The organism is Cellulomonas sp. P4_A2 (genome assembly GCF_056402515.1).
Genome location: NZ_JBFUHG010000020.1, coordinates 47,215 through 59,974 on the forward strand (window position 1 = coordinate 47,215; position 12,760 = coordinate 59,974).

12 protein-coding genes are annotated in these 12,760 nt (G+C 74.2%); 8 read left to right on the plus strand and 4 right to left on the minus strand.

All coding sequences use genetic code 11. The annotated features are described in order from the left end of the window. Positions 1–4: 4 nt before the first annotated feature. Positions 5–544, minus strand: a complete 540-nt coding sequence (gene purE, locus AC1DUE_RS16860; protein WP_477040570.1) for a 5-(carboxyamino)imidazole ribonucleotide mutase — start codon at positions 542–544, stop codon at positions 5–7. 108 nt (positions 545–652) lie between these two features. Then, positions 653–1,798: a 5-(carboxyamino)imidazole ribonucleotide synthase gene (locus AC1DUE_RS16865; RefSeq protein WP_477040571.1), complete on the minus strand. Its 1,146-nt coding sequence runs from the start codon at positions 1,796–1,798 to the stop codon at positions 653–655. A 232-nt stretch (positions 1,799–2,030) separates the two neighbouring features. On the opposite strand from AC1DUE_RS16865, the gene AC1DUE_RS16870 reads away from it, so the two are divergent. The 3 genes from AC1DUE_RS16870 to AC1DUE_RS16880 all read left to right on the plus strand — a co-directional run bounded on the left by AC1DUE_RS16870 (position 2,031) and on the right by AC1DUE_RS16880 (position 4,027). Beyond that, on the plus strand, positions 2,031–3,071 hold the full coding sequence (locus tag AC1DUE_RS16870; protein WP_477040572.1) for an NAD(P)/FAD-dependent oxidoreductase: 1,041 nt from the start codon (positions 2,031–2,033) through the stop codon (positions 3,069–3,071). A gap of 3 nt (positions 3,072–3,074) precedes the next feature. Then, a complete protein-coding gene (locus AC1DUE_RS16875; protein WP_477040573.1) occupies positions 3,075–3,416 on the plus strand; it encodes a 4Fe-4S dicluster domain-containing protein in 342 nt (113 codons plus the stop codon). Positions 3,417–3,499: 83 nt separating this feature from the next. Then, positions 3,500–4,027, plus strand: a complete 528-nt coding sequence (locus AC1DUE_RS16880; protein WP_477040574.1) for a GtrA family protein — start codon at positions 3,500–3,502, stop codon at positions 4,025–4,027. Here AC1DUE_RS16880 and AC1DUE_RS16885 read toward each other — a convergent pair. Both AC1DUE_RS16885 and AC1DUE_RS16890 read right to left on the minus strand, forming a co-directional pair. Continuing rightward, positions 4,024–5,343, minus strand: coding sequence for an ATP-binding protein (locus AC1DUE_RS16885; protein ID WP_477040575.1), 1,320 nt, complete (start codon positions 5,341–5,343; stop codon positions 4,024–4,026). The two genes, AC1DUE_RS16880 and AC1DUE_RS16885, sit on opposite strands and share 4 nt — an antisense overlap. Positions 5,344–5,346: 3 nt before the next feature. Then, positions 5,347–6,048 carry a response regulator transcription factor gene (locus AC1DUE_RS16890; protein WP_477040576.1) on the minus strand — a complete coding sequence of 234 codons (702 nt, stop codon included), beginning with the start codon at positions 6,046–6,048 and terminating at the stop codon, positions 5,347–5,349. Between the two features lie 132 nt (positions 6,049–6,180). Here AC1DUE_RS16890 and AC1DUE_RS16895 point away from each other — a divergent pair, with 132 nt between their 5' ends. The 5 genes from AC1DUE_RS16895 to AC1DUE_RS16915 form a co-directional block, all read left to right on the plus strand. Further along, positions 6,181–7,380: a sensor histidine kinase gene (locus AC1DUE_RS16895; RefSeq protein ID WP_477040577.1), complete on the plus strand. Its 1,200-nt coding sequence runs from the start codon at positions 6,181–6,183 to the stop codon at positions 7,378–7,380. Then, the gene (locus AC1DUE_RS16900; RefSeq protein ID WP_477040578.1) at positions 7,377–8,078 is read left to right on the plus strand and encodes a response regulator; all 702 of its coding nucleotides are present in this window, start codon (positions 7,377–7,379) and stop codon (positions 8,076–8,078) included. Before AC1DUE_RS16895 ends, AC1DUE_RS16900 begins: the two co-directional genes overlap by 4 nt. A gap of 117 nt (positions 8,079–8,195) precedes the next feature. Beyond that, a complete protein-coding gene (locus AC1DUE_RS16905) occupies positions 8,196–8,972 on the plus strand; it encodes an ABC transporter ATP-binding protein (RefSeq protein WP_477040579.1) in 777 nt (258 codons plus the stop codon). Then, positions 8,972–11,494, plus strand: coding sequence for an ABC transporter permease (locus tag AC1DUE_RS16910; protein WP_477040580.1), 2,523 nt, complete (start codon positions 8,972–8,974; stop codon positions 11,492–11,494). The genes AC1DUE_RS16905 and AC1DUE_RS16910 overlap by 1 nt, the downstream gene beginning before the upstream one ends. A gap of 88 nt (positions 11,495–11,582) precedes the next feature. After that, positions 11,583–12,760: hypothetical protein (locus AC1DUE_RS16915; protein ID WP_477040581.1), on the plus strand; the 1,178-nt coding region annotated here is incomplete at its 3' end.

Genomic DNA, 12,760 nt, shown 5'->3' on the forward strand with positions numbered 1-12,760 from the left:
CCTTCTACAGGCTGAAGCCGATGCTCGGCCGGCTCGCCGTGTGCGAGCGGAGCCGCTCCCCCTTGGACTCGGCCTGACCCTGCAGCTCGACCTGGAACGCGGCCAGCGCGGTCCGGATCCGCGTCGCCTGGGCACCCTCGCCCGCGGCCAGGATGCGGGCGGCGAGCAGGCCGGCGTTCTTGGCGCCGCCGATCGACACGGTGGCCACCGGGACGCCGGCCGGCATCTGCACGATCGACAGCAGCGAGTCCAGGCCGTCGAGGAGCGCCAGCGGGACCGGGACGCCGACCACGGGCAGCGTGGTGACGGACGCGAGCATCCCGGGCAGGTGGGCCGCTCCGCCGGCGCCGGCGATGATGACCTTGAGGCCGCGGTCCGCTGCCGTGCGGCCGTACTCGATCATCTTCTCGGGCTGCCGGTGCGCGGAGACCACGTCGACCTCGACCGGCACACCGAAGTCGGCCAGGACGTCGGAGGCGGCCTGCATGACCGGCCAGTCCGAGTCCGATCCCATGACGATCCCGACGAGGGCCTGCGCTGCCATCACGTTCTCCGTCTGCTCAAGCTGGTCCGACCTGCGACGACGTCGCCGGTTCCCATCATGACCCAGGGCGTTGCCGCAATCGGTCCGTGTTCGCGGCCGGCAGACAGCTCAGGCCGGCTCGCCGCGCAGGAGGGCCGCCGCGGCGGCCGCTCGCGCGCGGACGTCGGCGAGGTCGTCCCCGCTGACGTTCACGTGCCCGAGCTTGCGGCCCGCCCGGACCTCCTTGCCGTACAGGTGCACCTTGGCCGTCGGGTCGAGCTGCGCGAGAACGTCGGTCGGATCGGCGAGCGTGCTGCCGAGGACGTTGGCCATCACCGTCCAGGTCGCGGTCGGCGACGTGTCGCCCAGCGGGAGGTCGAGGACCGCGCGCAGGTGCTGCTCGAACTGGCTGGTGACCGCGCCGTCGATGGTCCAGTGCCCCGAGTTGTGCGGCCGCATCGCAAGTTCGTTGACCAGGACGGTCGGGGTGCCGTCCGCACCGCGCACCTCGAAGAGCTCGACCGCGAGCACCCCCGTGACCCCGAGGCCCTCGGCGATCCGCGTGGCCACGTCGAGCGCCTGCGCGCGGGTCGCCGGGGCGAGGTCGGGGGCCGGCGCGACGACCTCGGCGCACACCCCGTCCCGCTGCACCGACTCGACGACGGGCCACGTGCGCACCTCGCCGCTGGGCCGGCGCGCGACGAGCACGGCCAGCTCGCGCGTGAACGCGACCTTCTCCTCCGCCAGCAGCGGGGCGCCCGTCCCAGCGGCGGCCGCCGAGAACCAGTCGGCGACCTCGCCGGCCGACCGCACGACGCGGACACCCTTGCCGTCGTAGCCGCCGCGGGACGTCTTGACGACCGCCTCGCCACCGCCGAGGAACGCGTCCAGGTCCGCGGGCGACGTGACGGCGGCCCACCGCGGGCACGGGATGCCCAGCTCGGTCAGCCGCGCCCGCATCACAATCTTGTCCTGCGCGTGCACCAGGGCCGTCGCGCGCGGCTGCACCGAGACGCCGCCGGCCTCGAGCCGGTCGAGGAGCGCGTTCGGGACGTGCTCGTGCTCGAAGGTCAGGGCGTCGGCACCGACGACCAGCCGCTCGATCGCCGCCTCGTCGGACGCGTCCCCGACCGGGGCGTCCACGACCACCTGAGCCGCCGACGAGGTCGGGCTCTCGACCAGGACGCGCAGGTGCAGGCCCAGGGCCGCCGCCGCCGGCGCCATCATCCGGGCCAGCTGGCCACCGCCCACCACTGCCACCACGGGTGCCGTCACGGGCGACGACACTAGTCGAGGCCTGGCTCCTCGGTGGAGGCGTCCCGCCGGGACACGGGTGCACGGGGCGCGAACGACCCCGGAGATATGCTGATCGCCGCCGCCGACGCGACCCGAGGAGTTCTGTGAACGACACCCTGCCCGCACGCCGTGAGGCCGGCCTGGCCGCCGTCCACGCGGACCTGGTCGCACCGTCGGAGCCGACCAGCCCGAGGGCGAGCGGGCGACGCGCGTGAAGGACCACGACGTCTTCGCCCATCGGACGGCCTGCGACCTGACGGTCGTCGGCGCCGGACCGACGGGCCTGTTCGCGGCGTACTACGCCGGCTTCCGCGGCCTGACGGTGACCGTCGTCGACGCCCAGCCCGAAGCCGGCGGCCAGGTCGCGGCCCTCTACCCGGCCAAGACGATCCACGACGTCGCCGGGTTCGCGGGCGTGTCGGGCGCCGACCTCATCAAGGGGCTCTCGGCGCAGGCTGCCGCCTACGCGCCGCGCATGGTCTTCGGTCAGAACGTCGTCGACGTCGTCCGCGACGAGCGCGACGCAGGGCTGTCGGTCTCGCTCGAGGACGGGTCGGCGATCGACACCCGCGCGGTCGTCCTGGCCACCGGCGTCGGCGGCATCCGCCCGCGCATCCTGCCGCTGGGGCACGGCTGGCACGGGCGCGGCGTCACCTACGTGGTCACCGACCCCGACTCCCATGCCGACGAGGACGTGGTGGTGGTCGGCGGCGGCGACACGGCCCTCGACTGGGCGATCCAGCTCTCGCCGATCGCCCGTTCGGTCACCGTGGTGCACCGGCGCCGACTGTTCCGCGCGCACGCCTCGCAGATCGCGCGCGCCGCGGCGTTGGGCGTCACACTGCTCACCGAGAGCGAGATCCAGGCCATCCACGGCGACGACTTCGTGCGCGCAGTCGTGGTGCGCGACAGCGCCGGCTCGGAACGGGAGATCCCCGCGGACACCGTGGTCGGTGCGCTGGGGCTGATCACGGCACCGTCCCCGTTCGGCGCGTGGGGACTGGAGCTGCAGGACCGCAAGCTCGTCGTGGACTCCGCCATGCAGACCAACGTGCGCGGCGTCTTCGCCGCGGGGGACGCGTCGACCTATGCGGGCAAGGTCGCGCTCATGGTGACGGGCTTCGGGGAGGCCGCCACGGCGGTGAACAACGCGGCGGTGCTGATCGACCCGGACCTGTCGCTCTTCCCGGGGCACTCGACGGACGAGGACCTCGCCGCACCCGAGGCAGTGCCTGCCGGAAGCGAGGCCTGAGCGATGGTGTACGTCATCGGCAAGGAGTGCATCGACGCCCAGGACATGTCGTGCATCGACGTGTGCCCGGTCGACTGCATCTACGAGGGTGGCCGCAAGAGCTACATCAACCCCACCGAGTGCATCGACTGCGGCGCGTGCGAGCTCGCGTGCCCGGAGGCGGCGATCTTCCCGGCACGCAAGGCCAAGGGTAAGCCGGAGCTGGAGGAGTTCACCACGGACAACTCCGCCTTCTTCACGCTGCCGCTGCCCGGCCTGGCCGGTCCGCTGGGCGACCCGGGCGGCGCTGCAGGGATCGGCAAGCTCGACGCCGACACCCCGCTCGTCGCCGCTTGGGACGGCTGAGCGCTCGACACCGCGCGGCGAGATATCCTCGCGTTCTCACCGGTCGAGAGCGAGCGGGGACAGCGCGATCGGTGGGAGTCGGTGTGAACACGAGCGACGAGCTCTCCGAAGGGGTGACGATCCCCCGCGGGACCACCGCGGCCGTCGGGCCGTCGGTCTCACCCGAGCCCGCGCTCGCCGTCTCCGCAACCCGGGCCCACACCTACGAGATCCTGCGCTTCCTGTCGGTGGGCGGGATGGCGTTCGCCGTCGACCTCGGCCTGTTCAACCTGCTGCGGTTCGGCCCCGGGCACCTGCTCGAGCACAAGCCCGTGACCGCCAAGATCATCTCGCTCGTCGCCGCGACGCTGGTGTCGTGGATGGGGAACCGGCACTGGACGTTCTCCCGGCAGCGGACCGACCGGCAGGCCCGCGAGCTGTTCGTCTTCGCGACCATCAACATCGTGTGCGCGGGCATCCCCGTGCTCACCCTGGCGCTGTCGCACTACACCCTCGGGTTGACCAACGCGTTGGCGGACAACGTCGCGACCGTCATCGGCATCGGGATCGGGACCGTGCTGCGGTACGTCGGCTACAAGCGCTGGGTGTTCACCGGCCACCCTGCGGCCTAGCGTCGGCGGTGGTCCGGCCGGGTCACCACGGCGCCCATGGGCACGACCACGTCCGGGCGCAGCGACGTCGGCACGCCGGACAGGAACAGGGCGAACACGGCGGGTCTGCGCTGGGCGAGCTCGAGCCGCCCACCGTCGGCGGACGCCAGGTCGCGGGCCAGCGCCAGGCCGAGCCCGGTCCCCCGGCCCGACGTCACCTCCCGCTCGAAGATGCGAGGTGCCAGGTCGTCGGGCACGCCGGCGCCCTCGTCGGCCACCTCGACCACCACCGCACCGGACGGCCCACCCGTGCGGGCGCGGACGGTCGTCGTGCCGGCGCCGTGCTTGAGGGAGTTCTCGATGAGCGTCGCGAGCACCTGCGCGAGCGCGCCCGGCGTCGCGAGCACCTGCGTCGCGGGGTCCACCTCGACGACGATGTGCCGGCCGGCCACGTCGAACGTCGGCTGCCACTCCTCCTCCTGCTGGCGCACGACGTCGAGGAGCATGAGTGCCTCGGTCGTGCCGCCCTGCGCGCGCCGCGAGCTCGCCAGCAGATCGTCGACCACGCGGACCAGGCGCTCCACCTGCTCGAGCGAGATCCGCGCCTCCTCGCTGACGTCCGGGTCGTCCGTCGCGAGCATGATCTCCTCGAGCCGCATGGTGAGCGCGGTCAGCGGGGTGCGCAGCTGGTGCGACGCGTCCGACGCGAACTGCCGCTCGGCGGCGAGGCGCGCGGCCATCCGGTCGGCGCTGCGGGCCAGCTCGGCGGCGACGAGGTCGATCTCCTCGACGCCCGACGGCTCGAGCCGCGGCCGGACCTGCCCGGCGCCGAGCTGCTCGGCGGACGCGGCGAGGTACACGAGCGGCGCGGTCAGGCGGTTGGCCTGCCAGATCGCCATCGCGATCCCGGCCGCGAAGGCCACGACAGCGGCCGCGACGACGAGCGCGATGACCCGGGCGCTGAGCCAGAACACGTCCCACCACGACACGTACAGGTCCACGACGGCACCGGCCTGGGACGTGACCTGCACCGACAGGCTGCGGCCCTCGACGTGGTCCCCCGACTGGTAGAGCTCCCCGTCGGGCGCCTTGACGCGCACGGAGGCAGGGACCTCTCCCGGGCCGCCGGTCGCGTTCTCCAGCATGCGGTCGGTCAGCGGGATGTCCTGCTGGATGCGGAAGTCGACCGAGCGGGCGACGGTGTCGGCTCGGGCCTTGAGGGCCTGCATCTCGTTCTCGCGGACGAGCTGGGCACCCAGGAACGCCAGGGGGAAGCCGAGCAGGACGACCGCGACGGTGACCGCCGCGATCGTCGCCTGCAGGACGCGACGACGCACGGGTCAGCCGCCGGTGCTGCTGCTCGCGCCGCCGGTCTCGAAGCGGAATCCCATGCCGCGGACCGTCGTGACGTACCGCGGCGCGTTCGCGTCGTCGCCGAGCTTGCGACGCAGCCACGACACGTGCATGTCGAGCGTCTTGGTCGAGCCGGTCGGGTCGGAGCCCCAGACCTCGCGCATGAGCGTCTCGCGGGCGACGACCGTGCCGGCCGCGCCGACCAGGACGCGCAGGAGGTCGAACTCCTTGGCGGTCAGGTGCAGCTCGCGCTCGCCCTGGAACGCGCGGTGCGCGGCGACGTCGACGCGGACGTTCTGGGCGTGCACCTCGTCCTCGTCGCCCGGGTCCCCCACGCTGCGGCGCAGCAGCGCGCGGACGCGCGCCAGCAGCTCGGCGAGGCGGAACGGCTTGGTCACGTAGTCGTCGGCACCGGCGTCGAGCCCGACCACCAGGTCGACCTCGTCGGCCCGTGCCGTGAGGACCAGGAGCGGCGTGGTCAGGCCGAGGTTGCGGATCGCGCGGGCGACGTCCAGCCCGTCCATGTCGGGCAGGCCGAGGTCCAGCACGATGAGGTCCGCCGCCGAGGCGCCGTCGATCGCGCCTTGACCCGTTCCTTGCACGCGCACGTCATAACCTTCACGCCCGAGGGCCCGGGCCAAAGGCTCGGCAATCGCGGGATCGTCCTCTGCCAGCAACACCTGGGTCATTCGCCCATGCTAGGTCACGGGACGGTGTTGTCCGCCAGTGGGCACGTGTGATCCCTGCCTGCATCTGTGGGGGGACGCGGGGTCCGTCCGCGGGGGCACGACGAGCAGCGGCGACGCACCTACCCTCGGGGGGTGACGAGTTGGGAGCGCCTGCTGCGCTGGGAGGAGGCGCACCGGTTCGTCGTCGACGCCACCCTCGCGGCGCTCATCCTCCTCGTCGTCTTCCCGGCCTCGATCGCGTTCGGCGCCGCCGCGGCGATCGCCGACCCCGTGCTCGCGCCCGTCTTCTCCGTCGCGCTCGTCGTGCCGATCGCGTGGCGGCGGGTGCGCCCCACGGCCTCGGCCGCGACGATCTACGCCGTCGCCCTGCTGCAGGTCCTCGTCGGCGCGCCGATCGTGTTCCCCGCCGACGCGATGGTGCTCGTGGCGCTGTACTCGGTGACCGTGCACGGTCCTCGCTGGGCACATCGGGTGGCGATCGCGGGGTCGCTCGTCGGCTCCGTGGTGCTCGGCGTCGCCCTGTACGGCTGGTACGACACCCCGGCCGCGACCGCGACGGCCATGTTCACCGGCGTCGCGGCGCTCGCCGTCTGGGCGTTCGGCCTCGTGCGCAGGTCGCGGCGGGAACGGATCGAGGCGCTCGAGGACCGGGCGCGCCGTCTCGAGATCGAGCGCGACCAGCAGACCAAGATCGCGACGGCCGCCGAACGCGCCCGCATCGCCCGCGAGATGCACGACATCGTGGCGCACTCGCTGACCGTCATGATCGCGCAGGCGGACGGTGGTCGGTACGCAGCCGATGCCGATCCCGGCGCCGCGACCCGGGCGCTCGGCACGATCGGCGAGACGGGCCGCGCCGCGCTCACCGACATGCGGCGGCTGCTCGGGGTCCTGCGCGGGTCGGACTCACCCGCGCTCGAGTTCGAGCCGCAGCCCGCCGAGGCGGACGTCGGCGCGCTGGTCGACCAGATGCGGGCCAGCGGCATGCGGGTCTCGCTCGTCCGCATGGGCACGCCGCGCAACCTCCCCCCGGGCGCCGGCCTGACGGTCTACAGGATCGCCCAGGAGGCCCTGACCAACGTGCTCAAGCACGCCGGTCCCGACCCGCTGGTCTCGGTGCTCGTGCAGTGGCTGCCCGACGCGATCGTGCTCGAGGTGAGCGACGACGGCCGCGGCGCGGCGGCCGACTCCGACGGGCTCGGCCAGGGGCTGCTCGGGATGCGCGAGCGCGCGACGATGTTCGCGGGGACGGTCAGCGCCGGTCCGCGTCCAGGCGGCGGCTTCCGGGTCCGCGCGCAGCTCCCGACACCCCCAGGACAGGACCTCTCATGACCATCCGAGTCGGCCTCGTCGACGACCAGCAGCTCGTGCGGGCCGGCTTCCGCATGGTGATCGACAGCCAGCCCGACCTCGAGGTGGTCGTCGAGGCGGGCGACGGTTCGCAGGCGGTGCGCTCGCTGGACCCCGTGGCGCACCCCGGTGTGGTCGACGTCGTGCTCATGGACGTCCGGATGCCGACGATGGACGGCCTGGCGGCGACCGCGGAGATCGTCGCGCGCGGTACCGAGGCCGGACCGGCGCCCAAGGTCATCGTGCTCACGACGTTCGACCTCGACGAGTACGTCCTGTCCGCGATCCGTGCGGGCGCGAGCGGGTTCCTGCTCAAGGACGCGCCGCCCGAGGAGATGCTCGCGGCCATCCGCACCGTGCACCGTGGGGACGCCGTGATCGCCCCGTCGAGCACGCGCCGGCTCCTGGAGCACCTCGTCGTCGCGCTGCCGCCCGAGGAGCCGGGCACCCCGACGGATCCGGCGCGTCTGGCGGTGGCGGACCTCACCGACCGCGAGCGCGAGGTGCTCGTCCTGATGGCCCGCGGCCGGTCCAACACGGAGATCGGCCAGGACCTGTTCGTCGCCGAGGCCACGGTCAAGACGCACGTCGGTCGGATCCTGGCCAAGCTGCACGCTCGCGACCGGGTGCAGGCCGTCGTCGTCGCCTACGAGACCGGGCTGGTACGACCCGGATCGTGATCGCGCAGGCCCGGCGTGCGACCACGGGATGACGCGCGACGACACCGTGGCCTGATGTGGTGGACGCGGCCTGCTCCGTAGCGTCGAGCACGTCACCGACCGAAGGAGCCGCACCCCGTGGACACCACCGTCTTCCGCCCGATCGACCCGGTACCCGCCGCGAGCGCCCGTGCCCTCACCAAGGTCTACGGCCGCGGTGCGGCGGCCGTGCACGCCCTGGACGGCGTCGACGTCGACTTCGCGGCCGGTGCCTTCACCGCGATCATGGGCCCGTCCGGGTCGGGCAAGTCGACGCTCATGCACGTCCTCGCCGGCCTCGACCAGGCCACGTCGGGGATGGCTCTGCTGGGCGACACGGAGATCACCGCGCTGGGCGACGACGAGCTGACCCGCCTGCGTCGCGACCGGGTCGGCTTCGTCTTCCAGTCCTTCAACCTCCTGCCCATGTTCACGGCCGAGCAGAACATCCTGCTGCCGCTCGAGCTGGCGGGCGCCGCGGTGGACCGGGAGTGGTTCGACACCCTCGTCGAGACGCTCGGCCTCGGTCAGCGGCTGACCCACCGGCCCAGCGAGCTGTCGGGCGGGCAGCAGCAGCGCGTCGCGATCGCGCGGGCGCTGATCGCGAAGCCGGAGGTCGTGTTCGCCGACGAGCCGACGGGCAACCTCGACTCGCGCTCGGGTGCCGAGGTGCTGAGCTTCCTGCGCCGGTCCGTGCGCGAGCTGGGTCGCACGATCATCATGGTCACGCACGACCCGACGGCCGCGGCCTACGCGGACCGGGTGGTCCTGCTCGCGGACGGACGCATCGCCGGGGACATCGAGAACCCGACGCCGGAGTCCGTGCTCATGGGCCTCGAGGCCCTGCGCACGCTCGACCAGCCGGTGGCGCGCTGATGCTGCGCCTCACCCTCGCCCAGATGCGCCGCAGCCTGGGCCGACTCTCCGCCGCGGCGGTCGCCGTCGCGATCGGCTCCGCGTTCCTCGCCGCGACCCTCATCGCCGGCGGGGTCATCACGCGCACCGGCTACGACGCCCTCACGGCGACCTACGGCCACGCCGACGTCGTGGTGCGCGGCCAGCTGACGGCGACGGAACGCAACGAGGCCGCCCGCGATCCGCACGTCGCAGCCATGACGGTCCTCGACCCCGTCACCCTGGAGGTCCGCGCCAACGGCCGGGTCCGTGCCCAGAACGTCATCACCGCGCCGTCCGACCCGCGCCTGGGCTCGCTGACCATCGCCGAGGGGTCGGCTCCGACCGAGGTCGGCCAGCTCGCTCTGCCGTCGGACACTGCGTCCGCGCTTCGGGCCGAGGTCGGCGACACCGTCGAGGTCGCGTCCCTCGGGTCCGGCGGGGACCACGGACGTTCCTTCGAGCTCGTCGGCATCACGGCCGACCCCACCCGCGCCTGGTCCCAGTCCGGCGGCGCCGGCCTGGTCACCGCCGACGAGGCCGCGAGGTTCGTCGATACGTCGCAGAGCCCGATCACCCTGGTCGCGGCCGCCGACGGGGTCAGCGCCGCCGACCTGCAGGCCGCCCTGACCCCCCTCGTGGGCGACGCCCGCGCGCTCACCAAGGACCAGGCCGCCGCGGAGGCGGTCGCCGAGCTCTCCGGCGGCGGGAACCTCCTGGTCACGGTCGTGCTCGGGTTCGCGGCGGTCGCCATGCTCGTCGCGGCGCTCGTCATCGCCAACACGTTCCAGGTGCTCGTCGCCCAGCGGACCCGCACGCTCGCCATGCTGCGCTGCGTCGGCGCCAGCAAGCGCCAGCTGCGGCAGTCCGTCCTGCTCGAGGCGGGGATCCTCGGCCTGGGGTCGGCGCTCGCCGGGCTGGTCGCGGGAGCCGTCCTGGCGCAGGTCGCGCTCACCGTGCTCAACCGCGCCGACCTCGGCGTCCCCCTCCCGTCGACCATCCCGATCACGCTCGCGGTCGTCCTCGTGCCGCTGCTCGTCGGCACGCTGGTCACCCTTCTCGCCTCGCTCGTGCCGGCCCGCGAAGCCACGCGGGTCGCTCCGATCGCCGCGCTGCGCCCCGCCGACGCACCCGCCGTGTCGGCCAGGGCGGGCCGCGTCCGCCTGGCCGTCTCCCTGCAGCTCGTCGTCGGCGGCGCCGGGGTGCTCCTGCTGACCGCGGCGGCGTCCCGCAGCGGCTCGGGCAGCGCGAACCTCCTGCTCGGGGTCGGCGTGCTCGCCGGTGCCCTGTCGTTCGTCGGCGTCCTGCTCGGCGCCGTCTTCTGGGTGCCGAGGATCGTCGCCCTGCTGGGGCGCGGGCTGGCGTCCACCGGGACCAGTGCCCGGATCGCCGCGGCGAACACCGTGCGCAACCCGCGCCGCACGGCCGCGACGAGCACCGCGCTGCTCATCGGCGTCACGCTCGTCGTGATGATGAGCACGGGCGCCGCGAGCGCTCGCACGTCGATGAACCGCGAGCTCGACCAGCGCTACCCGGTCGACCTCGTCGTCGACGGGCGGCTCGGCGACGGGTCGGTGCGGATGGACGAGGCGCCCGTGCGAGCGGCGCTGGCCGGCGTCGACGGGATCGCCCGCGTCGCCTCGGTCCGGACGGCCGACGTCGCGTTCCCCAACGGCTCGACGCTCACCGTCGCGGCGGTCGAGGACGACTCGGCGTCGACGATCATGCGTGACGCCGCCCTGGTCGACGATCTGTCCGACGACACCGTGCTCCTGCCCAGCTGGGTCTCGGACGACGAGATCGCGGGCAGCACCACCGTCGTCGAGCGCACCTACGACGCCGACTGGAACCCCAACCCCGACGGCCCGCCGGTCGATCTCACCGCGGTCGCCACGGGCCTCGGCGGCACGCGCGGGATCGTCACCAACGCCACGCTCGACCGGATCGCGCCGCACGCACCGGTCTCGACGTTCTGGGTGACGCTGGAGCCCGGCGCCGACCCGGGCACGGTCCTGCAGGAGGTCCGCGAGGCGCTGCCGGACGGCGGGCTCGACATCACCAGCGCGGCCGCCCAGCGCGTCAGCAACGACCGCGTCGTCGACTCCGTGCTGGGCATCGTGATCGGGCTGCTCGCTGTCGCCGTGGTCATCGCGCTCATCGGCGTCGCCAACACCCTGTCGCTGTCGGTGCTCGAGCGGCGCCGCGAGTCGGCGACCCTGCGGGCGATCGGCCTGTCGCGACGCCAGCTGCGCTGGATGCTCGCCGTCGAGGGGATGCTCATCGCGGGCGTCGGAGCGCTGCTCGGGGTGGGCCTCGGCCTGCTCTACGGCTGGGCCGGGTCGGTGGTCGTCTTCGGCAGCCTCGGGGACGTCCTGCTCACCGTCCCGTGGCGGGACCTGGGCCTCGTCCTGGTCGTCGCCCTGGCGGCCGGGCTGCTCGCCTCGGTGCTGCCCGGCCGGACGGCGGCCCGCACGTCGCCCGTCGCGGCGCTCGCGGTCGACTGACCCGACCACGGCCCTGTGGACGGCGAACGTCGTCCACAGGGCCGCAGGTCAGACCCCGCGACCGACGCCCGCAGGGGATCGTCGCCGGGTGCGCGTCACCCTGCTCCACCCCGACCCCGAACGCGGTGCGGGGACCGTCAGCACCGATGTCGAGGTCTCGCCGGGGACGCCGCTCGCGGCCCTGCGGCCGGCGCTCGCCCGGCTGAGCGGTCACCCGGCGTGGGCCGGCTCGACGCACCGCGTCGCCGTGGCGGACCAGGTTCTCGACGAGTCGCACGTGGCCGGTCAGCCACCCCTGGTGCACGGGTGCGCGCTGAGCCTCGGACCGGTCCCGCGCCCCTCGGCGGAGGAGGCGCTCCGCGCGGACTGGCACGTCGCGGTCGTCGCCGGGCCGCGCTGCGGGGTCCTGGTCGGGCTGCCCGACCGGACGCGCGTGGTGGTCGCCCCCGGCCTGACGGTCCGACGACGCGGCGACCGCGTCCGGTCCCGTGCTCGTCGCTGGCACCCGGGTGCGCCCCGGACGATCGGTGCGTGGACCTACGAGCTGCGCCCTCGGGTGCTCCCGGAGCCGGCTCCGTCCCCGGAGGCGCGCGCAAGGCCGTCGGTCGCGACGTGGCTGACGCCGGTGATCGGGTCCGTCGCGCTCGCGGTCGCGCTGCACCAGCCGCTGCTCGCCCTCGTCGGGCTGATCGGCCCGCTCGGCGCTCTGCCGTTCCGTCGCCGACGTGCTCGCTCTCTTCCGGCTCGGCCGGCAGACCCCGCGGCCCTGGTCGCGGCCACGGTGCGTGCGCGTCCGGACGACGAGCCGGCCGAGGGCGTGGTGCCGTGGGACGACGGCGGCACGGTCGCGGTCGTCGGCCCGCGGTCCCTGTCCCTGCCCGTGGCCCGCGCCATCGTGCTCGCGGCGCTGGGCACCCACCTGCGCGGACCGCTCGCCGTGCGGAGCCGTCGCCTGCTGGACTGGTCGTGGCTGGTCTGGGCCCGGCCCCGCGACGACCTCCCAGGGTCCGACGAGGAGTCGGCGCTCGTCGTCGTCGACGATCCGCTCGACCCGGCCGCCCTCGCCCGGTGGCGCTCCGGTGCGCCACCCGGGCAGCGCGTGGTGCTCCTCGCCGCGAGCGCGGCGGACGTCCCGGCGTGGTGCCGGTCGAGGATCGAGTTGTCCCGGCGGTCGGTCCGGCTGCACGACGCCCAGGGCCGGGCGGCGCCGGTCCCGCGGCACGCCGTCGACGTCGCCACCGCCGAGGCGCAGGTGCGCCGCGCCGC

Excerpts from the sequence above, each read along its gene's own strand:
- purE (WP_477040570.1), bottom strand. The coding sequence starts at position 544 with ATGGCAGCGCAGGCCCTCGTCGGGATCGTCATGGGATCGGACTCGGAC.
- AC1DUE_RS16875 (WP_477040573.1), top strand. The coding sequence starts at position 3,075 with ATGGTGTACGTCATCGGCAAGGAGTGCATCGACGCCCAGGACATGTCG.
- AC1DUE_RS16890 (WP_477040576.1), bottom strand. The coding sequence starts at position 6,048 with ATGACCCAGGTGTTGCTGGCAGAGGACGATCCCGCGATTGCCGAGCCT.
- AC1DUE_RS16900 (WP_477040578.1), top strand. The coding sequence starts at position 7,377 with ATGACCATCCGAGTCGGCCTCGTCGACGACCAGCAGCTCGTGCGGGCC.
- AC1DUE_RS16910 (WP_477040580.1), top strand. The coding sequence starts at position 8,972 with ATGCTGCGCCTCACCCTCGCCCAGATGCGCCGCAGCCTGGGCCGACTC.